Here is a 26,870-nt window from a genome sequence, read left to right as displayed (position 1 = left end):
CCTCTTCGCTCGACACCTTTAGGAAGACATGACGATTCGATCCGCTGCGATTACGACGCTGGCTGCCGGACTGCTCGCTGCCACAGGCATTCTCACGCCCATCGCCGGCGCGGCGCCGGCAACGTCCATCGATGTACTTCCCCGGCTGATCGACGGTGCCGCCGCGGGCTATGCACTGACCTACACAACCACCGACGAGCATGGCCGTCCCGCGATTGCCCGCGGACAGGTCTACCTCCCCTCCGGCACACCACCACCGGGAGGATGGCCGGTCGTGTCATGGGCCAAAGGGACCGTCGGCGTGGGTGATTCGTGCGCCATGAGTACCGCACTGGACGACGGGTCTGCCGAGGACCCGATGGCCGTCGAACTGTCCAAGCCCCTGCTCACCCAACTTCTACGGAGCGGCACGGCCGTTGTCTCGACGGACTACATCGGACTCGGAACCGCCGACGCCCACCATTACCTGAACAGCATCTCTGAGGCGAACGCCGTCACCGACATCGTCAGCGCTGCCGCAGACGAACTACCCGAGCTGTCGCACACCTGGGTTGCCGCCGGACACTCTCAGGGCGGCGCAGCCGCACTCACCACCGGGGCTCGCGCGGATGCCTACGGGGCGGACACGGACTTTCGAGGGGTGATGTCGTTCGCACCGTCGTCGAACCTCGAAGCCGTCCTTCCGCTGCTCTCTCCCACCACTCCTCGCATCGCACCACTCGACAACATCACGGCCACTCTGATCTACGTCCTGTACGGGCTCAGGGATTCTCGGCCGGATCTCGACGTGGACAGCTACCTCAGCGAACTGGGGCGCGACTACCTGGCGCATGCAGAAGACACTTGCATCAGCGACCTACGACAGAAGGTCAGTGGTGTTGCACCACAACAACTCCTGTCTCGACCGCTGTCCGACCCCGCCATGACCTCGGCTATCCGCGACTACCTATCCGTGCCGACCACCGGTTACACACGGCCGGTGACCATCGAGCAAGGCCTGGCAGATACCGTCGTGCCGCCGGCTCTGACGACCGCCCTCACCGCGGAACTGGTGGCACAGGGAGTCCGCGACGTGACCTACCTGCCCGTGCCCGGTGCCACTCATTACGACGTCATCGCCGCCACCGTCGACGACGCCCTACCTCGAATACTCGACATGCTGCACTGATCAGCCACCGACATGAGGCGGACGCCGATCGCTACCGAGCACGTGGTCCCGCTGGGTCGCCGAGCCGGCGGCACGAAGGACTGCGTCGAGGGTGGCGGACAGGACGGAGCGATCGATCCCTGCCGCCCATCGAGACCCGGTGGCAGTGCGGTACTCGAGCATCGAGACCGCATCACTGTCGTTGCCCGCTCGCACACTGGTCTGCGTCAGACCGAGGATGTCCACGTGCCGGCCATGGGCGGACAACGCGTCGACAAGTGCCTCGACCGGGCCGACTCCCGTGTGTGATGTCTCGAAGGTCGCGCCGTCGATCTTCAATGTGATGCAGGTGTCGGCCGACCCGTCGTTGTCGTGAGAGTCGAAGCCGACCAGCGTCACGTCGGGTTCGTCGACACCGATGTACACCTCCAGGAAGACGTCCCAGAGTTGCTCGGCCGACAGTTCGGTACCGACAGAATCAGTGCGGGCCTGCACATGTCGGGCGAGGTCGATCTGCAGGCGACGCGGAAGTTCGATACCGTAGTTGGTTTCGAGGAGATAGGCGATTCCTCCCTTGCCCGATTGCGAATTCACCCGAATGACCGCGTCGTACGAGCGACCGATGTCGCTGGGGTCGATCGGTAAGTACGGCACCCGCCATTCGATGTCGCGCTTGGAGCGGCCTTCGCTCAGCGCCCGCGTGCGATGCTCGACGAAACCCTTCTTGATGGCGTCCTGGTGCGTACCACTGAAAGCGGTGTGTACGAGGTCGCCGACATACGGATGCCGAGGGTGAATCTCGAGCTGGTTGCAGTATTCGACGGTTCGCCGAATCTGATCGATGTCGGAGAAGTCGATCATCGGATCGACACCCTGTGCATGCAGATTCAGTGCGAGAGTGGCGATATCGACGTTTCCGGTGCGTTCGCCGTTGCCGAACACGCAGCCCTCCACCCGCTGCGCGCCGGCCAGGACAGCCAGCTCTGCGCAGGCAATTCCGGTCCCGCGGTCGTTGTGCGGATGCACCGACAGGATTACGCTGTCTCGTCGCGCGAGGTTGCCGTTCATGTACTCGATCTGGTCCGCATAGACATTCGGCGTCGCCACCTCCACGGTTGCAGGCAGATTGAGGATGACCGGCCGCTGCTGCGTCGCGTCCCACAGAGTCGTCACTGCATCGCAGACATCGAGGACGTAGTCGGGTTCAGTGAGATTGAAGACCTCGGGCGAGAACTCGAATCGCACGTTGGGCAGGTCGCCGGCAAGTTCGAGGACGTCGGATGCACCCGAAAGTATCAGTGCGCGAAGCTCGTTGGCCTCCCGGCCGAGCACTACCTCACGCCACGTCGGAGCCGTGGCGGTATACATGTGGATCACGACGTCGTTGGTGATTCCGCGGATCGACTCCACGGTTCGCTCGATCAGGTCGCGTCGGGCCGGAGTGAACACGACCACGGTGACGTCGTCGGGTGCCAGATCAGTGTGGGCGAGCAGCCGCACGAAATCGAAATCGGTCTGCGATGCCGATGGATAGCCGACTTCGATCTCCTTGTAGCCCATCGCGACCATCAACTCGAAGAACTGTTTCTTGCGGGCAGGATCCATCGGCTCGGGCAACGCTTGGTTGCCGTCGCGCAGATCGACCGGCACCCCTAGCGGTGCCTCGGTCAACCGTCGCTCCGGCCAGCGACGGTGGGACAGCGGAATGTCGACCTTGGCGTAGACGTCACGGTAACGATGCGACGGCATCTGGGAGTGCCGCTGCCGATTCCAGGTGGGCGCGCCGACGGGAACGGGTCCGGCGGGAGTGGACAGAGTGGGGAAATCTGTGCGCATGCGAGCAATGTAGCACTACTCCTCAGACAAGCTGAGGAGTAGTGTTTCGGTGTGACCGCGATACGCCGAACATCCTTGGCCGATCAGGCCGCCGAACTGCTGCTTGCCAAAATTCAGTCCGGCGAGTGGCCGGTCGGCACCAAACTGCCAGGTGAAACCACCCTTGCCCCCATGTTCGACGTCGGGCGATCGACAATGCGCGAGGCCATCAGACAACTGGCGGGGCGTGGAATTCTCGTCACCCGGCAAGGATCCGGAGTCTTCGTCGAATCACTCGATGAGGCTCGGACGGACTGGGACCGAGTGTTGCAGCGGGTTCACATCACCGCTGTCCTCGAAGCCCGCCTCGCCATCGAAGGTGAGGCGGCAGCTCTCGCCGCGGCCCGACGCACCCCCACCGACCTCGACGCCATCCGTAGCTCACTCGAGCTACGCAACACCGCCCGCGCCGACGCGGTCGTTCTGGTGGAGGCGGACATGGCCTTTCACCGCACCATCGTGGTCGCGTCGCACAACGACATCCTGCTCGAACTCTTCGACTCCATGGCTCCACGGTTACGGACCGCGATGATCGACATGCTGAAGATCAAGGGCGCGTTCGGAGAGGACTCGGACCACGACACCCACGCCGACGTCGTCGAGGCAATCGCCGCACGCGATGAGCACCGCGCTCACACGCTCACCCGCACACATCTCCTGGAGTTGTCGACGACCATCGCTCCACCGAAGTGAACACCGTCCGAGTACAGAATCCGGTGCAGCTGGCCGCGGTGAGCGCGGTCAGCTGCACCGGATTTTCACCGTTCGTGGTGTAGCCATGGGCACCACACCGATGTCGATCGGTGCCCTCATCGTCGTTGCCGTCATGCTGAACAACTCGCTGGGGCTCGCTGTTCGTTACGGAATCGGCAGGGCATGCGGACTCGATGTCGCCAGCCGCCGCGCGATCAGCATCGAAGTCGGTATGCAAAACTCCGGCTTGGCAGCGGCACTCGCATCGGTACACTTCTCACCCGCTGCCGCACTCCCCGCTGCGATTTTCTCGGTGTGGCACACGTATCCGGATCGCTGCTGGCCAGCTACTGGTCCAGACGGTCGACGGGTGCCGATCACAGCCAGAACAGTACCGTCACACGGGACTGAGTCTTGGACGCAGCAAACAGAATTCGTTGCCTTCCGGATCCGCCAGCACGTGCCACGATTCCTGGCCGGTCTGGCCGACGTCCACTCGTCGCGCGCCGAGAGTGAGCAGTCGTTCGAGCTCGGCGTCCTGATCTCGATCGGTCGCATTGACGTCGATGTGCAGTCGAGGTTTCGCCGGCTCGGGATTCTCGCTGGGGATGAAGATGATGGTCGGCTGCGAGCCGCCGAACCCGTCGCGCGCACCGATTTCGACGGAACCGTCACCCTCCCTGTCCAATACGACGAAGTCCAACACCTCACACCAGAACGTCGCCAAGACCTCGGGATCGCGACCTTCGAGTACCAGTTCACTGATTCGACATGCCATGAGCGCGAATTTACACCTGCCGCGGCGTCGGATATGCCGTGTTCACGGCCTCTTCGCGCGAGATATGAATCCCCGTCGACCGAAGGCCCGGATGCGGTCGACCACCGTGCGTGAGCGTAGCGCGCTCGTGATGGAACCTGCGTCGTCGCGCATTCCGCGAACGACCTCTCGGACCACATCGGGGCCGTCCATGCGGGGAGTCCAGTCCAGATCCCGTCGAGCGCGGTCGGTGTGCAACATCGGGGTGGCGAACGCGAGATCGACCCAACCGTGGTGGACAGCGGACAGGTGGGTCTCGAAGCCGAGGCGCGCAGCAGCGGACAACACCCGAGAGGGCACGGGCACGATGCGCGCACCGAACGCGTCGGCCACGTCGTGGGCTCGCACGGGTGTCGGGCCGCCGAGGTTGTACGGCCCGGTTGCACGTCGATCCAGCACTCGCACAATGGCATCGGCGACGTCGTCGCTGTGCACCGCAGGAACGGCGAACGACCTGTCGATGGGCAGGATCGGAAGATGATCGACGATTGCCGACGGCACGAGATCGGGCAGCGCGTACCGCAACAGCGCGCTTCCGAACTCGTATTGGCCGATCAGGCCCGGCCTGATTCGCGCGACCGCAATATCGGGATGCGCTGCCTCGAACTCGTCGAGCACATCCTCGGCGGCAGCCTTGTCCATGCTGTACGTCGACGAGCACCCCGGTTCTCGGCCACGACTCGTCTACCTTCTCGCCGTACGACCCCGGTGCGTACACCCCGCCGGACGACATGTGCACCAGATGAGGAACTCCCGCTTCCGCGCAGGCCGTTGCTACCGTCCGCACTGCGTCGACATTGACTGCCCGTAGGTACGAGCGCTCTCGCATCGGCTGAAAAGCGATGGCCAAGTGGACGACCGCATCTGCATCGCGCATCACCGCGCGCAGGCGATCCGCGGCGTCGGCGGCCATCACGTCCAGCGATACCCACTCCATTGTCGGGAACGGGGATTCGGTTTCCGGTGGACGCCGCGCGACCCCGACAACCGAATCGTTCGGACGATCCCGTGCCAACGCTCGCAGCAGGGCCGTGCCGGCATTTCCGGTTGCTCCGACGACGACTGTTCGCATCTTTTACCTCCGGTGATCGCCCCCCAGTCGAAGTGCCCTCGTGTGCGTCGATCGAAACCGACGTGATTCACGAGTTCGAGCCGCCGTTCTCCCGGGCATCGAACCACCGCCACGGCGGGCGCATTTCCCGGTTTCCACCGAAAAACCCCGGGTATGCGACCGCCATGGCCGATTCAGCAGCATCACCCGCACCCACCGAGGCAGATCCGGACGACCCGCGCAAAGCGGATTCTCCTGCCGATCTGACCAAGCCGTCGTGGATCTATGTTCTGAAGAAGACTGCCCGTGAATTCTCCCGGGATCAGTGCACCGACCTCGCAGCCGCGTTGACCTACTACGCCGTGCTCTCGCTCTTCCCCGCGATCCTGGCCATCGTGTCGTTGCTGGGTGTGTTCGGCCAGGGACAGGCCACGGTCGACGGCGTGCTGCAGGTCGTCGGCGATCTCGGCCCGCAATCCGCTGTCGACACGTTGCGTCCAACCATCGAACAGCTCGTCCAAGCGCCCACTGCCGGATTCGCTCTGATCATCGGTATCGCAGGCGCACTGTGGTCTGCATCCGGCTACGTCGGCGCATTCGGCCGCGCGATGAACCGCATGTACGAGGTGGACGAGGGTCGGCCCATTTGGAAGCTGCGCCCCGTGATGCTTCTGGTGACGCTCATCGCCCTGGTCCTCATCGCGCTCGCCGCCGTCATGCTGGCCATCAGTGGCCCCGTGGCCAAAGCTGTGGGCGACGCCGTCGGACTGGGCGACACCGCACTGACGATCTGGAACATCGCACGGTGGCCGCTCGTCCTGATCGTGGTGGTACTCGCCGTCGCAATCCTGTACTACGCAACACCGAATGTGCAGCAGCCCAAGTTCAAATGGATCAGTTCCGGCGCTGCGGTCGGCATCATCGTATGGATTCTCGCCACCGTCGCGTTCGGCTTCTACGTCGCCAACTTCTCCAGCTACAACAAGACCTACGGCTCCCTCGCCGGGGCCATCGTATTCTTGCTGTGGCTGTGGATCACCAACTTGGCGTTGCTGTTCGGTGCCGAACTGGATTCCGAACTCGAACGCGGCCGCCAACTCCAGGCCGGAATCGTCGCCGAAGAGCGCCTGCAACTGCCGCCCCGAGACACCCGGGTATCGGACAAGAACGACGAAAAAGACGCACAGGCTGTCGAGGATGGTCGCAGGTTGCGGGAGGAACACAACCGGACTCCGTGAATCATGCCGCCTCGCATCCTCGCCGAGCCCACCGTCCATCGACCATCGACCATCGACCACGAACATCCGAGTTGACAGCTCCAACAACGAAAGAAGGCCTAACACGCCACCCATCCCTCGCCCGGGATCAATCGTCACCGGCACCAGAACATCGTCGTCGTCCACCAGCACATGATTCCCCAAGCGACGACGTTCCAACCGAGGCATCGTCCGATTCGGGTCGTCGGTGCACGGCACGCATCGTGGTCACCGGTCCAGAGTGAAGTACATCAGCGTGATGCGTCGCCGCATGACAGTGAGGTACATCGCGGCAATGAACACCCCGGGCCCCAGCGCAGCTGCTTCGCCGGTGATGAGCGGAACCGGCCGAGGGTTCGCATGCTGGTTGTAGTCCAGTGCTGCGTGGTGCCCGTCCTCGGCGGTCGTGATCGCGAAGTCACCGAATGTGCGGGGTCGTCGGCGACTGATCCACAGGTTGGTTCCAGTGTTGCCGTCGAATCTCTTGCCGCGCCATATCGGGCGCGTGAGCATCGCGATGATGGAAGTGATCGGAGTGCGCAACATGCCCGGAAGTCGCTGCAGGGCAATCAAAGAGACTATTCTTCCGGTGTAATCGCCGGCAAGGACGACGGGCGAGGGCGAGGCATTCATCAGCGACGCCAGATCGGCGAAGCCGAGACCGTCACGCGATGTCGGTATCGGAGCAGTGGCGTCGGCGAGGCTGTGCAAGCGAATTGCGTTGTCTTTCATCGGATTCTCCTGACAGGTGTTCTACGACCCAGAGGTTTCTGGGCATCGGTAGATTTGATGGCTGATGCGTTCGGCCATTGCGGCAATGGTCATGGCGGGCGGAATGCCGGGCGCGGACGGTAGTATCGACCCGTCGGCGACGAACAGTCCGGGATAGTTGTGAACCTGCCCGGAGGGGTCGACCACCCCGTTCGTCGGCGACTCGGCCATCGGTACTCCACCGAGTGGGTGGACCGAAGCCAGACGCGTACTGTCGCGCCCGAAAGGCGCATTGACGATCGTGCGTTTCGCCCGGTAGCCCGAGGCGATGGCCGTGGCGTGATCGGCGAGGCTGTCGAACAGTTCGGAATCGTCGTCGCGGTCGGTGCTGAGGTGAAGGTTGCGCCCGTCGTAGGTGGCTTCCGACGCGATACGGTCCGCGCCCATACCGACCAGCAGGGCAGTTCGTGGCAGCAATCTCGCCACTGCGGCGGACGGGGCCAAGTGGTGCAGGCGAAGCCCCACCTCGGCAGTGAGGAAGTCACGTTCGCCCTCCGCGGTCAGATACGCGGTGATCGGCGGTCCCGCAACGGAATCGACTCGCTGCGCGGTCCGATGAACCACGGTCACCATGTCCCCGTTGGGGGTGAAGCCACGTCCCAGGGCGGAGCTGACAAGGGGCAGCGTTCCGAGCCGGTCGCGAGCGTCGAACAGGAGCCGCATCGTTCCCAGCGTTCCTGCCGACAGGATCAATCGAGGTGCCGATTCGACATAGCTGCGACCGCGTTCGTGATCGCGGTACCGCACCTGCCATCCGCCGTCGGGTGTCTGCGACATGGCGACGACCTCACTCATGGCCCGCAACTCGGCACCGTGACGCAGCGCCACCGGCAGATAAGTCGTTCCCATCGTCGCCCTGCTCGGTTTGCCGAGGGGATTGCTCGTCAGAGCGAGATCGGGAAAGTGGACCGGGCCCAGTCCCGCTGCGGTCGCGGCGCGGTCGAATGCGCGCGCCTTCTGCGGAATCGGAGCAACCGGACGTGGGGCGACCATTGTTCGGACCGCGTCGATATATGGCCGCATCTCGGCTGCGTCGATGCAGTCCGGGAAAGCGTCGAGGTAGGCGTCCGGTGGTGGCACCTGCATGTCGGTGTAGACGAGAGATCCGCCGCCGACCCCGCTGGACACCACACAGGTCAACCGGTCGAACTGATGTAGCTCGTACAGTCCGTGACGGCGGACTCCGACAGACATACTGCGTGACCGAGTGGAGTATCGGATCCCTCGCACCATATGCAATGGGCCCGTCCGACCCGACGCGGGAACCCGGTCGCCATCCCACCAGGTCCCGCGTTCGAGAATCAGAACCCGGTGGCCACCTTCCGCCAGTCGTGCTGCAGTGACCGCACCGCCGAATCCAGACCCGACGACTATGGCGTCCCACCTGGGCTTCGTCATGGACCCACACGACCGTTCACGCTGCCCTGCGCGGTGAGAGCACGACCGTCGAATCGATCGAACTCGTGCCACACCTTCATCGGGGACACCCGTCGTCGCAGTGCCAACGACAACGCCGAGACGACGGCCCCGACCAAGTAGGTTCCTCCGACGATCAGTTCGTCGACCACGCGACTTCCCAGTACCGACTGCCCGCGTATCCGGCGAATCAGCGCTTCTGCGGTGTTGCCGGATACGTTCAGCAGCGTCATGACTCGAACGACGGTATCGAGGTCACGGATTTGCTGTGGGCTGTACCGGTTTTCCATCCGACGTTCGAGGGCCTCGTCAGCACGACCGAGACCGTTCGCCGCTCGACTCTGCGCCCACACCACCGCGATCAAGACATCGTCGGTCGCGTCGGCCGGGTCCAAGCCGACCAGCCGCGCCAATCCGTCGCGGTCCGCGCCGGAGGTGATCGCAGCGTCGTCGTGCATGAAAGCGCAGAACTTGCAGTCGTTGACCATCGCAACGGCGAACATGACCTGCTCACGCAGCAGCGGATCGACGCAGGTCGGTGTCCAGACGGTGACAAGGCTGCGTCCGCGCCTGAGAAGAGTGCCGACATCACGCGTCATGGCGGCCGCGGTGAACGTGCGTTTACGGAAAGGGGGCACTACATCAGTGTGCCGACCGGGTTGAGCTGCCATGTTCGCCACTTCCTTCGATCGATGTGAAGCGAAATGTAATCACCGATAACATTTCGATCGGTGATCGCACAGTAGGCGCTGCCTGCCTACACTGTCAACGGGGAACGGGAAGACAGGATCGGGAGGAGTGGTCACAGTGGGCGGAGCAGCTGCACCATCGCGTCGAGAAGCTCGACGTAAGGAGACCGTCGACGAGATCAAGACGCGGGCTCGTGCGCATCTGGCCGAACACGGGCCGGGCGGGTTGTCCTTGCGTGCTGTCGCACGGGAGATGGGAATGTCCTCGGCGGCGATCTACCGGTACTTCGACAACCAGTCGGCCTTGATCGGCGCGCTCTGCATCGACGCATACACCGCGCTCGGCGACTCCATCGACGCTGCTCGAACCGACGCGGACTCACATGATCTGCAGGCCCAGTGGTGGGCCATGGGCCACGCAATCAGACAGTGGACGCTCGCCCACCCCCACGATTTCACGCTGATCTTCGGCACCCCCATCGCCGGCTTTCACGCGGACGCCGCAGTGACCGGCCCGGCAGCAAGCCGTGCGCTACTTTCACCGATGGTGGTCTATCTCGCTGCGGTCGAGAACGGATCGGCAGACCTGACTCGGTGCCGGATCCCCGAACTGCTCGAGCCCGGCGATCTCGGGACCTACCTACTCGATCTGCAAGAGACTGCTCTCGCGAAAAGTATCGACCGCCAACATCTTCTGCGTATAGCGGCGGTAGGACTCAACGCATGGGCGTCGATCCTGGGTTTTCTCGTCTCCGAGCAGTTCGGCAATTTGCCACGCCTGGTCTCGAGTGTGGACGCGCTCTACGACTCGCACCTTCGAACGGTGTTGTGCGGGATGGGGTTCAGGGAGTCGGAACAACACGACTGATTCAGATCGGGAAACCACAAAAAGGGGTGGCCCGGGTATCGAACCCGGGCCACCCCTGATTGCACAGCTCAGAGCAGGGCGACTCCCGCGAACACGGCTGCACCGACGAGCACGGCACCCGTGAACGCCTGAACGCGGCGGTCCACGACGCACATCAACGACAGGAAGCCGGGCATCGATCCGCCCCGGCGGGTGTGCACGATAGCCAGCGCACTCGGCATGCAGCGGCCGAGCGAGACCGTCACGAACAGAGCCGCACCCAACGCAGGCGAGCCCATCGCTGCCACACCCAGTGCCATCAGGTAGTACGCACTGGACCTGATGTAGATCAGGAAGCCCGGCCCGATGATGGCACCGAACAGCAGGGACACCTTCCACGGTTCCATACTCCGCCGCAGGTGACGCGGTAGCTGCTGTCGACGCATCGGAGTCGGCATCGAGATCAGCCCCAGTTCGTGCAACCCGTACGCGAGAGCGAGGGCGGCCCACACCCCGAGCAGCGCGGCCATCGGCACAGCACCCGAGAAGACTCCCCCGACGGCACCGATCGCGGCACCCGTGACCGAACCGGTGACGACGGAACCCAGTGCGTGCCAACCGAGTCGACGAACCGGGGTAGATGACCCCTTACGCCCGGGTTGCTTGGGTGCTACGACAACTCCCGCGACGGACATTCCGCACGTCGACCAATTGGCCGCCAGTGCCGTGACGGCTCCCGCGGCGACGACGACACCGATCAGCCCGGTCGCGGCAGTCGGAGTGAACGCGAATGCAGCACCCGCGCCGATCGCAGCGGCAGCCGAAATGAGCACGGTGCGTGTGCCGAGCCCCACCGAGCTCTGCAGGGTCGGTCTGATCTGGGGCATATCCTGTTGCAGTGCAGTGTGATCGATGATCGTGGTCATGGATACCTCCTCGATTTCTGTGGTGGTGCACATCAGCCGACGTGAACCGTTCCGGACATGTACGGGTGAATCGAGCAGTGATACTCCACGTCACCCGGCGTGTCGAACGTGAACCGAAACGTGCTGTCTCCGTTGACCCCACTGTCGAACACGCCGTCGGCGTGAACTTCGTGGAGCAGTCCGCCATCGTCGAAGTGCCACTCGACGGTGCCGCCGACCGGAATGCTCACCTCCTGCGGATCGAACCGGACGTTGCTGATGAGCACGGTGGCGTCGATGTCGGGTTCGGACGAGCACCCGGCGGCGAACGCCAGGATGGAGACCGCCACCACCGTTCTCACTCCTCGACGACGACCGTGCCGAGCATCATCGGGTGCGGGGTGCAGTGATAGTCGAATGTGCCTGCCTCCTCGAAGGTGTAGGAGTAGCTACCTTCGGTCAGCAGCTCGCTCTTGAAGGTCTCGTCGGCAGTCTCGACCACATCGTGCGGCAGACCGTTGTCGTCGAAGATCCACTCGACGGTCTCGCCCTTCTTGATCGTCACCGACGCCGGGCTGTAGCTCATGTTCTCGACTCGGACCGTCGCCGCGGGGGCATCGCTTCCCGAGTCGCTACTGCACGCCGTCAGGCCCAGCAGCGCAACCAGCGCCGCGACCAGGACAAGTATCTTCTTCATGGATTACCTCTCATCTGATGTACATCAAGTTCGCCGTCATACCCGCCTCGAAGTGATAGGCGTTGTGGCAGTGGAACATCCACTCGCCGGGATTATCGGCATCGAAGTCGATCGCCAACGAGGTCCCAGGCAGGACGTTCACGGTGTCTCGGCGCAGCCCGCCGTAGTCCGGAACCGCGAACGTATGTCCGTGCGTGTGCATCGGGTGCCACATGGTCGACGTGTTGTTCATGGTGATGCGAATTCGCTCGCCCTGCTTCATGACGAGCTTGCCCGCATCGGATCCGGCCATCGCCCACACGTACCGATCACCGGCCTGCAGCAGATCCACCGAGAACTCGCGGTCGGGAGTTCTGTCGGCCAACTTCGACTTCTCTGCCGGCCGGAGCTCACTCTCGAGAACCAGCTCGCGTCCCAGCTCCGGAATCGCTCCTCCGACATCAGGATTCGACATAGGCGCGGCGTCCGTGCTGCGCAGTACCGTCGACGCGTATCCCGGTCGGCCCTCCACTGCGGCCACCATCGGCCATGCGCCGGAAGCGACCGTCACCAGTACGTCGTATCGCTGCGCCATACCGATGAGAATCGCATCGGTCTCGACCGGCACCACGTCGAAGCCGTCGACGGCAACGATCGTCAGGCGGTGTCCGGCGACCGCGAACCGATACGGAGTCTCCGCTCCCGCGTTGATGATTCGCAGCCGTAGCCGAGATCCGGCAGCGGCCTCGACGACGGCAGGGTCATTGGGAGGTCGGCCGTTGATCAGGTGGAGCGGATAGGCGATGTGCTGCGTCATGCCCCCGAGCACCTGAGACTCCCCGTGTCCCGACGAGGTGAACGAGGTTGCAACCGTGGCTTCGTCTGCGCCGATCGGGGCCGGAGCCGCTGCGCCACCGTGACCGGCATGACCGCCGCCGTGCAGTTCCGGGTTCAGCGCGGCCATGATCGCGTCGGGCGTCGTTCCCAGGCCGTCGACCCAGTCGTCGAGTACCAGAACGGCATCGGCGTCGGCACCGGACTCGTCGCGGGGATCTTCGACGATCAGGGCCCCGAACAACCCCCGGTCGGCCTGAAGGCCGGAATGCGAGTGGTACCAATACGTCCCGGGATCGGGGGCGATGAACGAGTAGTCGAACGTGGTACCCGGAACTATTGCCTCCTGCGTCACCGGTGGTACTCCGTCCATGTCGTTACGGATCCGGATGCCGTGCCAATGGATACTCGTGTCGCTCGACAAGGAGTTGGTGACCGACGCCCGCATCGTGTCTCCGGCAGTGAGCCGAAGTTCCGGCGCGACCGCACCGTTTCCGTAGGTCCACGTGTTCACCAGACGCCCGCCCAGGTCCACTGCTGCCAGGCCTGCCGCGAGAGCGTAGGTTGCCGTCTTCCCGGAGGATGCGCGCGCAGCCTCGGCAGCAGCGACCTCGGGGTCGGTCGGTTTGATGTAGTTCAACTTGTCCGTGGATCCGGACGCCCCCTCGGAGGAGGCGCTGCATCCGGCGACACCGAGTGCGCCGATTCCCGCCAGGCCGACGCCCGCTGTCGCGAGGGACAGGAAGCGGCGTCGGCCCAGCATCGTCCGGGTGTCCGACGAAGTCACTCGATTTCCTCGGGGGTGATCAGATTCGTGATCGGGTTGACCGCGCCGTCGATGTCGACGGAGCTGACCTGCTGCCCTGTTGCGGCATCGAATCCGACGAGCTTCTGGGGCGCTTCGCCGTCGACCTCGGCACCGTCGCCCAGCACGTAGAACGTCTTGCCGTCCAGACTGAATGCCATCGAGGAGAAGCTCTCGATACCGATGTCCGCCAACGTCAACGAACGCACTGGGGCCAGGTTCGCAGCGTCGGACAACACGATTTTCGCCACCGAGCCACCGCGGGCAGAGTCCGGGTGGACGATGCTGTCGGTGTAGGTGATGGCCATGCGGGTCGCGTCGGCATTGATGACGTTCTCCGAGAAGCGTCCGGACGGGTCGCCGGCGTTACCGATCGGCTTCACTGCCTCGGTGGGAAGTCCGTTCGAGAAGTCGAAGACGAACACGTCGCCGTTCTCACTGACGAGCAGAGCCTTCTTCGCATCCTCGGCGAAGGTCGTCTTGCGGGTACTGACGAAGTCGTCCGGGAGCACCTTCTCGCGGCCGACTTCGGTGGGCACACCGTCGTCACCGATGTTGACGTGCAACAGCTCTCGGGTGTCCTCGCACACGCTGTACAGATCGTGGCCGACCATCCACGTGAACGGACCACAGCCGACGATGCGGAGTGCGCCCGACTCCTCACCGGCCCCCAGATCCACGACGCGAATTCCGTAGAGTCCGTCGTCCCAGCTGACGAAGTACTTTCCGTCGGAGGTGACGGCGTTCGATCCTTCCCGTGAGTGCACGCGTGCCACATCGGGGAGTTTCGCTTCCTTCGGTTCGAGCAGGTTTCCCGAATAGGTACTGACGGTGAAGTCCGCTGCCCCACGTGATCCACGTGGACGCCACACCTCGGCTGCGACAATGGCCGGGTCGCTGCTGGTCTCGCCCACGAACCCGTGCACCACCGGATCCCAGATTCCCGCACCGACGGTCACGCGCGTGGTGACCTTGCCTGTCGCGGGATCGAGTGCGTTGACGGTCATTTCGAGCTTGCCGAAGCCGCCTTCGATGCCGAGGATCTGGTTTGCGCCGATCGGGGTGATCTCGCCGACGTGGAGCGGCTCGGGGATCTGGCCCGTGATCTCCTGATCCTCCTCACCGAGACCGATTCCCTCACCGGGGGCGGTGAACTCGACGGACGGGTAGGTGACCTCGGTCGAAGAGGCCGAGTCCTCGGTGTCATCGCTCGACGAGCTGCACGACGTCATAGCGAGCAGCGCCGCCAGCGGGGCGGCAGTGAGTACCGCGGTGCGGCGTAGACGTGTCACGAGCCGGCACCTACCTTCGGGCGAGCAGCGGGACGGGCCTGGCAGTCCGCGCCGACGATCGGAGCCATGGTGCAGGTGTAGGCCTGCGATTCGTCGGAGACGCACCAGATGATTTCTTGGTCGTAGCTGCCGCTGACCGGGTTGTACATCGTTGCCTGCATGTCGGGTTCACCGCAGAACGAATTGGAACAGCTCGGTGCACCGCAGCAGTCGTAGTAGGCGATGAGGTACGTCTTGCCGTCGGCAGGGTTGGTGCAGCAGCCGACCCAGAATTCGGCTCCGGGCTTGGACCCTGGTGCACAGGTGGTCAATCCACCGCCTTCACATGCAGCACAGGACGTTCCGTCCATGCTGCACCACCGCCAGTAGTCGCACTCTGCGGGATTGCTGCCGTCGTACTCGGGAACCTGCGGCTCGGGTGTGGGAGCCGCAGGAGTCTCCTGCGCGTATGCCCGAGAGACCGGGAGCGCGCTGACGACGGCCACGCCCGAGGCACCCAGCGTCCATCTACCGATCTTCGAGATCATGGATCGACGTGAAACACGCTCGGACAGTTTACGACCCGACCGGCTCGCGAAACTACCCCCGCGTCCTGCCATCCATTCGGCCTGCTCGGCCACTGTGTTCTCGTCGACCGGATACCGCTGCTCGCTACCACCCGAGTGCGGGTCGTGGGGATGTTCGTGATTGTCCATGTGCTCTCCGATGTGTGAAGGGATCCGAGTGGGACTAGGCAGCGCCTGCGTGATTTCGGGCAGCCTGGGTGTGCAGGTGCTGCAGCGACGGTGTGCCGGATTCGAGTGCGTTGAGCAAACTTTCGACCTGGGCCATGTGGTTGCACAGGCCCTTCGCCTTGATCTTGCCGTGTTCGTCGAGAATGACGCCGAACGGAGTGGTACCGATCTGGTACGCGATTCCTACGTCTCGGCCGTCGACATAGCTCAGTTCGGAACCTAGTCCGGCGCCGGCGAGGAACTCAGCGTGCTCGGCCGGAGTGCCGTCGGAGATCATGACGATGTCGAGGTCGGATTCACCCTTGGCCATCGACTTCATACCGGGCAGAAGCGATTTGCACGTCGAGCATCCGGGAGCGGTGAACAGGAGCAACTGCGGCCGCTCGCGATGTCCACCGACACTGACCGTTCGTCCGACATGATCGGTGAGACCGTGGAAGCTGGGTCCTGCCTGTTCGATCTTGGGGCCGGTGTCCATCATCCGCGCGCCGAGCGGCCCCAAACGCACTTGTACTCGCCCGACTTCGCGGGCCAGTCCGAGAATCATGAGCAGAAGCCCGGCAACGGCCACGGTGAGGACGAGAACCATGGTCACGAGAAATACAGTCATCGACGTGCCTTTCGGAATGAGTGAAATCAGTAGCGGCTGACGGACGAGATTGCGCGCAGTTCGATGGCGGCGTTGGTGAGGTAGTCGTCGATGGGCCGACGCCCGAACGACATGACCGAGCGCGCGTAGACCCCGACACACACGAGTGCGACGACGAACAGGCCGACTCCCGTTCCGGTGAGGCGGTCGAACACGCCGATCTCAGGAGTCAGAGTGACTGCCGCCGCGAGGATCGCGAACGACGCTGCGCGGGCGGAGTGCCACCATCCGATGTGGGCGATCTCTTCGCCACCGGCCGAGAACGCGAAACATCCGCAATCAAGATCGCGGCGTCCGCGCAGCAGGTTGATCGTCAGTCCGGCGAAGAAGGCGAAAAACATCGCCGACGCGACCGCGCCCGTCACCACGGGAGCGACGCCGAGAATCAGACCGGCACCGAGCACGATTTCCAGCCAGGGAAGGACGCGGCCGACGACCACGGCCACCTGATCGGGGAGCAGTCGATACCCCCGCACGGCACGAATCATGCGCTGGTTGTCCGTGACCTTCGGTATGCCTGCCACCAACAGAACTGCGCCGACAACGCACGATAGGGCTGCCCAGAGCATCGCCAACTCCTCACCTCGTTCGCCTCACGCCGCCCGTCACTCGGTCGGCTGTACGAATCATGCGAGGTGGATGCGACGCCGACGCTTCTCCCGAGTTACATGCGCAACGACGCCAAGTGGTGCGTCGAGTGGCCGATCCGCGCAGGTCAGAGCGTTCTGATGCGCCCGACTATGGTCTGAATCACCGCCCGCCCGACGTCCGGTTCGATTTTGGGTCGCCGATTCTCACTTGAACTTCCAACCGTTGAAATCGTTGAAACACGGAAGAAATCACCGCGTCGTACCTTGTGCTTCTCGACCGGCTTCATTCCCACCCCGGACACCGCCCTCAGGACGACGATGAACACCAGTGCACTGCGTGCCGCCCTCGAACAGGCCGCTCTGACCGAGCGGCCCATCAATCCTGTGTACTCCCCGTTGAGCGCGCTCGGGCGTAAGCAACTGACCCCGTTCGATTTGCTCGGTCAATCCATGTCGACCATGGCTCCCGCGACGTGCATGGTGTTCATCGCTCTGTGGATGTCTACTTTCGGGGTGGGCAGCGCCGGGCTCGTCGCCATCGTCGGTGCCACTGTCGTCATGACCCTCGTCGCCTTCTGCATACGGCAGTTCACGCTCCGACTCGCGGCATCGGGTTCGCTCTACAGCTTCGTCGCCCATGGCCTCGGGAAACGGGCCACCCTGACCGCCGCCGCGGTATTGCTCGTCGGCTACGTGGGCGTGTCGATTTCGGTGCTGTCGAATGCAGGCGCGAACCTCGTCAAGGTGGCAAAGGTATCGGGACTTCATCTCGGTGGTGGATCGGTGATGATCGCCAGTGCCGTTGTCGCAGTGATCGTTGTGTCGATCGCGGTCAGGGGCGTGCGCTTCGCGAGCCGGACCATTCTCGTCATCGAGATCTGCACCCTCGTCCTCATCACCGCGCTGCTGATGCGTGCGCCGGTCGAGTTGAACGTGGCGAACACCTCCACCGACGCACCGATCGGATTCGTCCTCTTCCTCGCGATGCAAACTGTGCTCAGCCTGGCCGGATTCGAGAGTGCCGCGTTCTTCGGACCGGAGGCCCGTACGCCCCTGCGCTCGGTGAGCCGGACGCTACTGGTGTCCCCGTTACTGGTCGGAGCGCTCTACGTGTTCGCCGGATGGGCCGGAATGACCGGGCACGCAGGCACACTCCTCAACGCGTACTTCGGCGGCGTCGATTCGGGCTCGAGCCTTCTTCTCGTGATGGCGGTGAACATCGGAGTCTGCTCTTCCTGGATCGCATCGACACTGGGATTCGCGCAGGCCGGTTCGCGGTTGTTGTTCTCGATGAGCATCGAGAAGATCGTCCCGAGCTTTCTCGATCGAGTGCACCCTCGCTTCCGGACGCCGTGGGCAGGAGTCGTGCTCTTCGTCGGTGTGTCGTTGTTCGGGTCGTTGTGGCACAACCCCGATCACGCACCGGACAACTACGACGTCGTGATCGAGATTGCGCTCGTTCTCGGTTACACGATGGTGTCGATTGCCGCGTTGCGATTCCTCGGCCGAATATCCGAACACACAGTGTGGACTCGACTGTGCGGATTGTGCGCCGCTGCAGCCGGATCCGGACTGTTGGTGTTCGCGGTGATCGACACAGCCAGATCCGGAGCCTGGGCGTACATCGCGTGGTTCGTGGCGCTCGGAGCGTCCGGCACGATCTGGCATTTGTTCCTCCGGTGGTTCAGACCTGAGAGCATCGACGCTATCGGGGTGTTCGACAGCGTCGAAACAGCCGATCTGTTACCGGGATCGGCCGAACTGGAGATGAGCGCGGCGGGCAAACCCGTACTGACTCCTCCTCGTCACGGGAGATAACCGTGGTGACCGAACGACACGATGCGCGCCGGGGTGGATCGGGAACAGGGTTCGGGGGGCAACAGCCGAAAGCCGTGCAGAAGGCTCTCGCCATGCTGGAGGCGGTGGCCTACCTGGGTGCCGGCGCAACCGCGAAACAGATTGCGGCTCATACACACGTGCCGCCGGCGACCGCCTACCGCATGCTGAACTTCTTGGTGGCCGACGGCTTCCTGGTACGAGTGCCGGACCTGTCGGGTTTCGCATTGGGGCGGCGGACATCGGAACTGGCATATGCAGCAACGGAATCGGACCCGGTCCGCACTGTCGCGGACGTTCTCGGCGGCATGCGCGAGCAGACCCGGCACGGCCTCTACGTCGCCGGCATCCGCGGAGGTACCGTGCGCATGGTCGACGTGGACCCCGACCACGAGGTTGTCTCCGCATCCACGATCATGCGAAATCCGCACGCACACGCAGTGGGAAAACTCCTGCTCGCGTTCACGCCCCGAGCCGTCGACAACCTGGAACTGCGGGCGGTCACCGCACACACCCTCGTCGACGAGCCCTCGCTCCACAGCGATCTGGCCCGCATCCTCGCCACCGGAGTGTCGTTCGAGAACGAGGAATCACGAATCGGCCGAGCCGCTCTGGCGGTACCGGTCCGAACGCGCGGTTCCGATGTCGTCGGCGCTCTGTGTCTGCAAGGAATCGCGGGCAGAGTCACGCCTACCAATTCCGAATTGGTCGAGTTCCTCGTACAGGGGTCCACGGACTTGGAGGGACTGATCTGATCCTGTGCATCACGCCACCGACGTGGGAGAATTGCTCGGGCCACCGCACACGATGCGAAGATCGATACCTCCCGAGGAAACGGACCCATGCCTTCCCTGCACCATGCTCCACTAGCTGACCTGGACCCGAGCACCCTCTACCGAATCATGGCGCTTCGGGTTGCGGTGTTCGTGCACGAGCAGAAGATCGTCGACGAGGCCGAACTCGATGGCGCGGACCTACTTCCGACGACCGAGTTGTTCTGGATCCAGGACGAGGACGGCGAGGTGGCGGCTACCCTCCGAGTGCTCGTCGACGACACGGTCCACATCGGCCGCGTCGCGACCGCGGCTGCGGGCAGGGGCCGAGGCTACGCCGGACAGCTCGTCGAGGCCGCGCTGAAGGCGTACCCGGGGGTGGTCGAGATGTCCGCGCAAGCGCACCTCGAAAAATGGTACGGGCGATTCGGATTCACTCGAGTGGGAGAGCAATACCTGGAAGCGGGAATCCCCCACGTGAAGATGTCCACCCATCCCACTTGAGTCAGGGCCGACTTCTCGGGTGCGAGGCCGCGACGATCGATCCCCCGAGCACGAGTGCATTGCCGAGCAGAATGCCCGTCACCCCGAACGGGCCGGCGATCGCGCCGACCGTCAGTGGGATGAGGATCTGCGCAGATCTGTTGGCCGACATCCGCAACCCCAACGCCTCCCCCTGCGTGGACTTCGGCACGATCGACACCACCCACGACATGGTCAACGGCTGCGGAATACCCAAAGCGATGCCGAGTGCGATCATGACGCCGATGGCCCCGACGGCCTGTACGAACGGCAGCACGGCGAGAGCGATCGCGCCGGCCGCAAGCGAAACATTGAGCAGCACAGTGCGACCGAACCTCGCGTCGAGTTTGCCGAGCCCCACTCGGCTGACAACCGACACCCCGGCACGCAACGCCAGCAGCCACCCCACCGTCGTCACCGACACTCCACGCTCGACGGCCCACGCCGGCACGAAGGCATAGAGCAGATCGACCGTCACCAGCACGGCACCGCTCACCGTCAACGACTGCCACATGCCCGGCAGCTTCAGCAACTTCAGCCCCGACGCTTCGCCCTCAGCAGGTTTCTGCGCGCGAATGTGGTTGTGGCCGAGCATCAAGAACAGAGCGGTGGGGAGCGCTACCGCCGTGAACGCACCGGCAGTGAGGATGCCTGCCGTCGTATTGGGACTCTCGACGCTCGCGCCGCCGAATCTCGACGCGACGGCCGTCACAGCGAGCGGCCCGACCAACTGACCCATCGACGCGGCGGCAGTCAGTGCGCCGAAGGCACTTTCGTTCTTGCCGTCGACGTGGACGTGTGCGACGAACGCCTGCTGCCCGATCATGATGAGCAGATTGCCCAGACCGAACGCGGCCGTACACGCAAGCAACGCCCACATTGCCGAAAACGCAACGAGTACACCGGTTGCCATCGAACACAACACAATTCCCGACAAGATCACCACCGGCCCGCCGAACCTGTCGGCGATGCGCCCGATCGGGAGGGCTGCCAGTACCGCGGGCGCGGCGAACAGTGCCGCAATCACCGCCAGCGTTCGAGTGTCGGCACCCTCGGCGATCGCCCGATAGCCGATCATCAACCGCACGCCGACCCACCCGGCTTGCGCAGCCGTGGCCTGAACGGTCAGAGCAATGGAGTCACGAGACGGCATCAGCGCAAAGGAATTTCGTCGGTTCCTCCGACCAACCTCGATACGTCGTTGATGTCGTCGCGCACCGCCCCGTACCGATCGGGATCGAGGTGGAAGATGGCCAACTGCAGGGCGTACGCGATGGCAATGGGAATGATGAGGGTGTTGTACTCGGAATCGTCTCCGCGTTGCGCGACGAGGAGATGCGTCGGCGCGGGCCTGAAGTGGTAACCCGGCGCATCGCTGATCAGAATCGACGTGCCGCCGCGTCGTTCCGCTTCACGGACCAGAGCAGGCAGCTGAGACGGTGCCTCGCGCAGCGCGAACGCAATAAGGATGGAGTCCTCGGTGAAGCTGACGAACCGCTCGGCGAGGTCCTTTCCCCCGAGACCGAGCTCGACGACGACAAGACCGAGTCGGCGGAGACGACGGGCCAGCATATCCAGGGCAGGGCGTTCGTCGGCCTTGGAGAACAGGTAGACCACCCGCGCCCGATGAATGGACGTCGCCACGTCTACCAGCTGCTCCTGCGGGATGAAGCTCGACAACCGCTCCAGTGCACGGGCCTCGTCGCGCGCGAAGACAGCCAGTTCGTGACCGGTATCGCTGCGCATCAGAGCCGATGCGGTCACGGGTTCGGGGTTGTCGCGTTCGAGATCTGCGCGCAAGTCCGGGAAGCCGCTGTATCCGAGCTTCTGCGCCAACCGCACAACGGTCGACTCGTGAGTTTGCGCGCGGGCCGCAACGGGAGCTGCGCGCAGACTCGACGGCTCAGGCTCGCCGAGAAGCACCGCAATGACCCGTTTTTCGGACGCGCTCAGCGACTTCCCGCTGCTCGCCACCACTGTTCGGAAGCTCATACCCTCCACTTTCCACTGTGTCTGTTGACACACTCAACCACAATCCTGTAAACCTGTGCAAGATTGCAAGTGATCCACAGCACAGCAATCCGGCCGACCTTCTCAGGCCGCATCCGAACATATGTCAGAAAGGCGGCAGGCCGTGAAGGTACTGCTCGGCACACAACACACGATCGAATGGATCGTGCTCGGCGCGACCCTCGTCGTCGGCCTGGCGACGGTCACCATGGCAACCGGGTACGGCGTCACGGCTGACCCTGGCGTCGGGGCGGGCTTCCTGCCTTTGGTGGGCGGCCTCGGCATGATCCTCGGCGGTGCGATGTGGGCAATTCAGCTCGTTCGAGCACCGCGGACGAGCGCGCCCGAACCGGAGCCCGAACTCGAGCCCGCTACCTCCGCGGCCGTCGCATTCCTCTCCAGCGACAACGAGGAAGATGCCGACGAGACCGAGCTTCCCGACCGCGCCGGCTGGATCAGAATCGGAGTCGTCGTCGCAGCGATTGCCGGCGCCGCACTGGTACTTCCCACCCTCGGCTACACCCTGTCCATGGCCCTGATGCTCGCCGTCGTCCTGACCTTCGTCGGTAGACGGACCCCCGTGGTCGCCGTCGGCGTCGCAGTGGCCACCACCCTGGCCACCCGACTGGTGTTCGACGTCTGGCTCGGTACGGCCCTGCCGGCTTCCTCCATTCCGTTCCTCGCTGACTGGGGGTTGTGAGTCATGGGCTTTCCCGATCTGATGGCAGGCTTCGTCAACGTCCTCACGCCTACACATCTACTGTTCGCACTTCTCGGGTGCGTACTGGGCATGCTCGTCGGTGTGCTGCCCGGCTTCGGCCCCGCCGCTGCGGTGTCGCTGCTGATCCCGATAACGTTCGGGCTCGACGCCACCACAGCGCTGATCATGCTCGCCGCGATTCTGTACGGAGCGGCGTTCGGCGGCACCGTCACCGCAGTACTGCTCCGCATTCCCGGTGAGGCGTCGTCCATCGCCACCACGCTCGACGGCTACGAGATGGCCAAGAGCGGACGCGGTGGACCCGCCCTCGTCGTTGCCGCCCTCGCGTCGTTCGTCGGCGGGCTCGTCGGCGTCGTCGGATTCGTCGTCGTCGCCCCGTTCAGCCGATTCGCACTCGAATTCGGCGCTCCCGAACTGTTTCTCGTCGCACTGCTCGGCATGGCCCTGATCACCAGCTTCTCGGGCAACAACCCCGCGAAAGCACTGATCAGTGTGGGGCTCGGCCTAGCGATCGCGTCGGTGGGCATCGACTCCGGCCAGGGCATCCAGCGATTCACGTTCGGCATGCCGGAATTGTTCGACGGCGTCGCACTCGTGGCCGTCGTCATGGGCTGCTTCGGACTCACCGAAATCCTCATCCAGGCCCGCTCGGCGGGCGGTGCCGGCCGTCGACCGCTCGCCGTCGGAAAGCTGTTGCCCACCAAGACGGACATCACCAGGTCCGCGGGACCGACTATGCGGGGATCGGTCATCGGCTTCTTCATGGGCCTGCTCCCCGGATCTCCAGGTGCCGCAACCTCATTGGCCTCCTACGCGATGGAGAAGAAGCTCACCAAGCGTCCCGGACAGTTCGGCAAGGGTGCCGTCGAGGGTGTCGCCGGACCGGAATCGGCCAACAATGCGCTCGCACTGTCGTCGATGATTCCACTGTTCACCCTCGGCATCCCTACCTCCGCCACCGTTGCCATCATGGCCAGCGCCTTCACCATCAACGGTCTGATCCCCGGCCCACTGTTGTTCCGCGACAACCCCGAAGTGGCCTGGACCATCATCGCCAGCTTCCTCGTCGGCAACATCATCCTGCTGATTCTCAACGTGCCCCTGGTTCGTCTGTGGATTGCCGTACTGAAGATCCCGTTCCACTACCTGATGGCGATGATCCTGGCCTTCATGTTCCTGGGCGTCTACAGCATCAACGGCAGCGTCTTCGACATCTTCATCATGCTCGGCGCAGGCGTCATCGGATACCTGTTCCACCTCACCAAGATTCCGCTGACTCCACTGGTGCTGGCTCTCATCCTCGGGCCGTTGCTCGAGGAGAACTTCCAGCGTTCACTCTCGCTCTCTCGCGGGGACTACGGCGTCTTCGTCGAAGGCCCGATCAACAAGGTTCTCCTGCTCGTCTTCATTGCAGCCGTTCTGTTCGGAATGCTGCGCCCCGTCCTCGCTCGTATCCTCTCCCGCCGCGCCACCCGAACCCAGCCCATCAAGGAGTCCGTCTCATGAGAACACTGCCCACCCTCGTCGCAGCCATCTCCGCCGCTGCCCTGATCGCCGGTTGCAGTGGCGGCACAACCGATTCCGGTGCACCCTTTCCGCGCAGCGGAGCCACCGTCGAATGGGTCGTCCCGTCCGCCGCCGGTGCTGGCAACGACATTCTGGCCCGAATCATGGCCCCCGCCATGGAGACCGAACTGGGCGTGCCGGTCAAGGTAGTCAACAAGGAAGGCGGTAGCCAGGTCGTCGGCCTGAACTACCTGGCCAACGCCAAGCCGGACGGCGAGACCATCGGCTTCACGAATATCCCGTCGATCCTCGGGCGATACCTGGACCCGAGCAAGAAGGCCGGGTTCGATCGCGAAAGCTTCGCGCCCATAGGATCGTTCGCGTCCAACGACATCGTGATCGGGGTCAACAAGTCCAGCCCCTACAAGAACATGAGCGAACTGTTCGATGCAGTGAAGGCCAACCCCGGCACCATCACAGTGGGTACCGACTCCCGCGCGGGCGACGACCACGTCAACCTGCGCACCCTCGAAGACACCCTGGGCCTCGACTTCAACATCGTTCACTACAACAGTGGAGCCGACAAGATCTCGGCTCTGGTCTCCGGCGAAACCGACTTCGCCCTCGGTGGAGTCTCGAGCTTCTACGGCCAGTTCGCCTCGGGTGAGGTCAACATCCTCTCGGTACTCACCGAGGAGCGAAACAAGCTCATCCCCGACGTACCGACGCTGGCGAGCGAGGGATACGACGCCCCGTTCATGACCAACAACTTCGCCATCAGCGCCCCCGCGGGCACGCCGGACGCAACGATGACCACGCTGCAGAATGCCCTCGAGACTGCACTCGCCGACCCCGCAGTCGCCGAGAAGCTGACCGGCGCAGCGACACAGCCCGATTGGGTCACCGGGGCCGACGTCGCGACCTTGTGGGAACAGCGCGAAACCCAGATCGAACCGATCATCGCCGAACTGCTCGCCGACCAGCAATAACATCCGAAAGGCATTCGCATCATGAGCACCGAAACATACTCAGCGCCATCCGTATCCGACGAGATGATCGACCGATTCTCCCGCGTGCCCGCAGCCAACGTAGGCGATGCCCAGGAACGCTTCGGCATCATCGCAGGCCTGCGACCGATCTGGGCCGGAGCAGCCGTCACCGGCCGGGCCTACACCGTGTGGACCCGGTCGGGCGACAACCTCTACATCCACAAAGCTCTCGACGATGCCCGCCCCGGCGACGTCATCGTGGTCAACGGATCGGGTGACGACACCCGCGCCCTCATCGGCGATCTCATCGGAATTCGCGCCAAGTCGCTCGGTATCGCAGGCTTCGTCATCGATGGTGCCGTGCGCGATGCCGATGCCTTGGCCGAGTTGGGTCTGCCCGTCTTCGCGCGCGGTGTCACACCGGCAGGTCCCTACAAGAATGGGCCGGGCCGACTGAACGAGCCGGTCGCGCTGGGGGGCGTCGTCGTCTCCCCCGGTGACATCATCGTCGCCGACGCCGACGGAGTGGTCGTCGTCAAGAGCGCCGATGTGGACGACGTCATCGTCGCCGCCGAAGAAGTGGTGGCACGTGAGGCCTCGAAGCGGGAGAGCTTCTCGGCCCGCAGCCACTGAACACAGCCTCAGACAAGCAGATCCACCGCTGCAGGGCGACCGATTCGGTAGCCCTGCAGCAGATCGGCCCCGATCAGCGTGGCCGCCTCGAGATCGTCATCGGTCTCGATGCCCTCGAACACGCACCTGGCCTCGGTCCTTCGTGCGAACTCGAGCACCAGTTCGGCCATGGCCGACTTCACCTTGTGCCCTTTCATGCCGTGGACGACGAACGCATCGAGTTTGATGATCTGCGGCTCGAGCACGACGAGCTGCCGCAGACCTGCATATGCGGATCCCACATCGTCCACCGCGACGGCTACGCCGCCGCGTTTGAGCTCGCCCAGGACAGCCACCACCGCGTCCTCGTCGTCGAGGGCACCGTGTTCGGTCAGCTCGACAACCAGTGGTCTTTGTCGGCCGTAATCGAGAAGTTCGTTCACCAATGCAGCATCGACCAGTAGCGTTGCAGCACTGAGGTTCACCGCAACGAAATACCCGTCCGGCAGCCGCGCCGATTCCGCCAGGGCCTTCACCGCCGCAGACCTTTCCAGAGCAGGCCCGAGGCCGCAGTGCGCTGCATCGGCGAACCACGCCTCGGTGTCACCTCCGCCCGCCGGGAAACGCGAGAGGGCCTCGTATCCCTCGATCACAGCATCGTGTGCACGGACGATCGGCTGAAAGACGATGTCGGGACCACCGCCGGCGATCACGGTCTCCACTCGACGCCGCGACCGCAGCAGGGTCGAGCGCAGCGGGGTCGAGGCAGGCCTAGTCGACGGCACGGTTCCACACCCGCACCACCGGATGAAGCCGAACCGGAGCCGCAACCGGGCACATCGCAGCAACGACGG

28 protein-coding genes and 1 pseudogene are annotated in these 26,870 nt (G+C 64.0%); 11 read left to right on the top strand and 18 right to left on the bottom strand.

What is annotated here, in order from left to right; all coding sequences use genetic code 11:
- The first annotated feature begins 28 nt into the window (after positions 1–28).
- Positions 29–1,168, top strand: coding sequence for a lipase family protein (locus tag E4P29_RS19710; RefSeq protein WP_135046824.1), 1,140 nt, complete (start codon positions 29–31; stop codon positions 1,166–1,168).
- On the opposite strand, the gene E4P29_RS19705 is transcribed toward E4P29_RS19710, so the two are convergent.
- Entirely contained in the window at positions 1,169–2,983 is a 1,815-nt protein-coding gene (locus E4P29_RS19705) for a 2-isopropylmalate synthase (RefSeq protein ID WP_167735548.1), read from the bottom strand.
- 51 nt (positions 2,984–3,034) lie between these two features.
- On the opposite strand from E4P29_RS19705, the gene E4P29_RS19700 reads away from it, so the two are divergent.
- Positions 3,035–3,715: a FadR/GntR family transcriptional regulator gene (locus E4P29_RS19700; RefSeq protein ID WP_135046823.1), complete on the top strand. Its 681-nt coding sequence runs from the start codon at positions 3,035–3,037 to the stop codon at positions 3,713–3,715.
- A 397-nt stretch (positions 3,716–4,112) separates the two neighbouring features.
- Here the strand turns inward: E4P29_RS19700 and E4P29_RS19690 are convergent, their stop codons facing one another.
- The 3 genes and pseudogenes from E4P29_RS19690 to E4P29_RS26425 all read right to left on the bottom strand — a co-directional run.
- The gene (locus tag E4P29_RS19690; protein WP_135046822.1) at positions 4,113–4,493 is read right to left on the bottom strand and encodes a VOC family protein; all 381 of its coding nucleotides are present in this window, start codon (positions 4,491–4,493) and stop codon (positions 4,113–4,115) included.
- 42 nt (positions 4,494–4,535) lie between these two features.
- Complete coding sequence (locus E4P29_RS26430) at positions 4,536–5,174, bottom strand: hypothetical protein (RefSeq protein WP_245154420.1); 639 nt, start codon at positions 5,172–5,174, stop codon at positions 4,536–4,538.
- Positions 5,175–5,259: 85 nt separating this feature from the next.
- Positions 5,260–5,604, bottom strand: a pseudogene (locus E4P29_RS26425) (NAD-dependent epimerase/dehydratase family protein); the annotation flags it as partial.
- Positions 5,605–5,768: 164 nt separating this feature from the next.
- Here E4P29_RS26425 and E4P29_RS19680 point away from each other — a divergent pair.
- Positions 5,769–6,821 carry a YihY/virulence factor BrkB family protein gene (locus E4P29_RS19680; protein WP_135046821.1) on the top strand — a complete coding sequence of 351 codons (1,053 nt, stop codon included), beginning with the start codon at positions 5,769–5,771 and terminating at the stop codon, positions 6,819–6,821.
- Between the two features lie 246 nt (positions 6,822–7,067).
- Here the strand turns inward: E4P29_RS19680 and E4P29_RS19675 are convergent, their stop codons facing one another.
- The 3 genes from E4P29_RS19675 to E4P29_RS19665 all read right to left on the bottom strand — a co-directional run bounded on the left by E4P29_RS19675 (position 7,068) and on the right by E4P29_RS19665 (position 9,664).
- Positions 7,068–7,571, bottom strand: a complete 504-nt coding sequence (locus E4P29_RS19675) for a hypothetical protein (RefSeq protein WP_135046820.1) — start codon at positions 7,569–7,571, stop codon at positions 7,068–7,070.
- 21 nt (positions 7,572–7,592) lie between these two features.
- The gene (locus E4P29_RS19670; protein ID WP_348539775.1) at positions 7,593–8,804 is read right to left on the bottom strand and encodes a GMC family oxidoreductase; all 1,212 of its coding nucleotides are present in this window, start codon (positions 8,802–8,804) and stop codon (positions 7,593–7,595) included.
- Positions 8,805–9,004: 200 nt separating this feature from the next.
- A complete protein-coding gene (locus E4P29_RS19665) occupies positions 9,005–9,664 on the bottom strand; it encodes a hypothetical protein (RefSeq protein WP_167735547.1) in 660 nt (219 codons plus the stop codon).
- Between the two features lie 169 nt (positions 9,665–9,833).
- On the opposite strand from E4P29_RS19665, the gene E4P29_RS19660 reads away from it, so the two are divergent.
- On the top strand, positions 9,834–10,583 hold the full coding sequence (locus tag E4P29_RS19660) for a TetR/AcrR family transcriptional regulator (protein ID WP_245154408.1): 750 nt from the start codon (positions 9,834–9,836) through the stop codon (positions 10,581–10,583).
- A 68-nt stretch (positions 10,584–10,651) separates the two neighbouring features.
- On the opposite strand, the gene E4P29_RS19655 is transcribed toward E4P29_RS19660, so the two are convergent.
- From E4P29_RS19655 to E4P29_RS19620, 8 genes are read right to left on the bottom strand one after another with little or no spacing between them, the layout of a single operon-like run.
- Positions 10,652–11,488 (bottom strand): methylamine utilization protein, encoded by an 837-nt coding sequence (locus E4P29_RS19655; RefSeq protein ID WP_135046816.1) that lies wholly within the window; start codon positions 11,486–11,488, stop codon positions 10,652–10,654.
- 32 nt (positions 11,489–11,520) lie between these two features.
- Entirely contained in the window at positions 11,521–11,817 is a 297-nt protein-coding gene (locus E4P29_RS19650) for a biphenyl 2,3-dioxygenase (protein ID WP_245154407.1), read from the bottom strand.
- An 8-nt stretch (positions 11,818–11,825) separates the two neighbouring features.
- Entirely contained in the window at positions 11,826–12,164 is a 339-nt protein-coding gene (locus E4P29_RS19645; protein WP_032387665.1) for a plastocyanin/azurin family copper-binding protein, read from the bottom strand.
- A 10-nt stretch (positions 12,165–12,174) separates the two neighbouring features.
- Positions 12,175–13,740 (bottom strand): multicopper oxidase family protein, encoded by a 1,566-nt coding sequence (locus tag E4P29_RS19640; protein ID WP_135046879.1) that lies wholly within the window; start codon positions 13,738–13,740, stop codon positions 12,175–12,177.
- Positions 13,741–13,760: 20 nt separating this feature from the next.
- On the bottom strand, positions 13,761–15,014 hold the full coding sequence (locus tag E4P29_RS19635; protein WP_245154418.1) for a hypothetical protein: 1,254 nt from the start codon (positions 15,012–15,014) through the stop codon (positions 13,761–13,763).
- A 56-nt stretch (positions 15,015–15,070) separates the two neighbouring features.
- Positions 15,071–15,769, bottom strand: a complete 699-nt coding sequence (locus E4P29_RS19630; RefSeq protein WP_135046813.1) for a methylamine dehydrogenase light chain — start codon at positions 15,767–15,769, stop codon at positions 15,071–15,073.
- Positions 15,770–15,803: 34 nt separating this feature from the next.
- On the bottom strand, positions 15,804–16,418 hold the full coding sequence (locus E4P29_RS19625; protein ID WP_135046812.1) for a redoxin domain-containing protein: 615 nt from the start codon (positions 16,416–16,418) through the stop codon (positions 15,804–15,806).
- Between the two features lie 26 nt (positions 16,419–16,444).
- Positions 16,445–17,026, bottom strand: a complete 582-nt coding sequence (locus E4P29_RS19620; RefSeq protein ID WP_167735546.1) for a MauE/DoxX family redox-associated membrane protein — start codon at positions 17,024–17,026, stop codon at positions 16,445–16,447.
- Between the two features lie 339 nt (positions 17,027–17,365).
- On the opposite strand from E4P29_RS19620, the gene E4P29_RS19615 reads away from it, so the two are divergent.
- The 3 genes from E4P29_RS19615 to E4P29_RS19605 all read left to right on the top strand — a co-directional run bounded on the left by E4P29_RS19615 (position 17,366) and on the right by E4P29_RS19605 (position 20,160).
- On the top strand, positions 17,366–18,865 hold the full coding sequence (locus E4P29_RS19615; RefSeq protein WP_135046810.1) for an APC family permease: 1,500 nt from the start codon (positions 17,366–17,368) through the stop codon (positions 18,863–18,865).
- Positions 18,866–18,870: 5 nt separating this feature from the next.
- Positions 18,871–19,638: an IclR family transcriptional regulator C-terminal domain-containing protein gene (locus E4P29_RS19610; protein ID WP_280634553.1), complete on the top strand. Its 768-nt coding sequence runs from the start codon at positions 18,871–18,873 to the stop codon at positions 19,636–19,638.
- Between the two features lie 87 nt (positions 19,639–19,725).
- Entirely contained in the window at positions 19,726–20,160 is a 435-nt protein-coding gene (locus E4P29_RS19605) for a GNAT family N-acetyltransferase (protein WP_135046808.1), read from the top strand.
- Between the two features lies 1 nt (position 20,161).
- On the opposite strand, the gene E4P29_RS19600 is transcribed toward E4P29_RS19605, so the two are convergent.
- Together E4P29_RS19600 and E4P29_RS19595 are read right to left on the bottom strand one after the other, a co-directional pair.
- Entirely contained in the window at positions 20,162–21,331 is a 1,170-nt protein-coding gene (locus tag E4P29_RS19600) for an MFS transporter (protein ID WP_135046807.1), read from the bottom strand.
- Entirely contained in the window at positions 21,331–22,170 is an 840-nt protein-coding gene (locus tag E4P29_RS19595; RefSeq protein WP_080739000.1) for a MurR/RpiR family transcriptional regulator, read from the bottom strand. Before E4P29_RS19595 ends, E4P29_RS19600 begins: the two co-directional genes overlap by 1 nt.
- Before the next feature lie 142 nt (positions 22,171–22,312).
- On the opposite strand from E4P29_RS19595, the gene E4P29_RS19590 reads away from it, so the two are divergent.
- The 4 genes from E4P29_RS19590 to E4P29_RS19575 are packed head-to-tail and all read left to right on the top strand — an operon-like array spanning position 22,313 to position 26,037.
- Positions 22,313–22,888, top strand: a complete 576-nt coding sequence (locus E4P29_RS19590) for a tripartite tricarboxylate transporter TctB family protein (protein WP_167735545.1) — start codon at positions 22,313–22,315, stop codon at positions 22,886–22,888.
- Positions 22,889–22,891: 3 nt separating this feature from the next.
- Positions 22,892–24,415 carry a tripartite tricarboxylate transporter permease gene (locus E4P29_RS19585; protein WP_135046805.1) on the top strand — a complete coding sequence of 508 codons (1,524 nt, stop codon included), beginning with the start codon at positions 22,892–22,894 and terminating at the stop codon, positions 24,413–24,415.
- A complete protein-coding gene (locus E4P29_RS19580; protein ID WP_135046804.1) occupies positions 24,412–25,404 on the top strand; it encodes a tripartite tricarboxylate transporter substrate binding protein in 993 nt (330 codons plus the stop codon). The genes E4P29_RS19585 and E4P29_RS19580 overlap by 4 nt, the downstream gene beginning before the upstream one ends.
- 21 nt (positions 25,405–25,425) lie before the next feature.
- A complete protein-coding gene (locus E4P29_RS19575) occupies positions 25,426–26,037 on the top strand; it encodes a methyltransferase (RefSeq protein ID WP_135046803.1) in 612 nt (203 codons plus the stop codon).
- 8 nt (positions 26,038–26,045) lie between these two features.
- Here the strand turns inward: E4P29_RS19575 and E4P29_RS19570 are convergent, their stop codons facing one another.
- Entirely contained in the window at positions 26,046–26,801 is a 756-nt protein-coding gene (locus tag E4P29_RS19570; protein WP_167735544.1) for an EAL domain-containing protein, read from the bottom strand.
- Positions 26,802–26,870: the final 69 nt, after the last annotated feature.

Origin of the sequence: Rhodococcus sp. 1R11 (genome assembly GCF_004563845.1) — a bacterium.
Taxonomy (GTDB): domain Bacteria; phylum Actinomycetota; class Actinomycetes; order Mycobacteriales; family Mycobacteriaceae; genus Rhodococcoides.
This window is presented reverse-complemented; position numbering and strand designations above follow the sequence as displayed.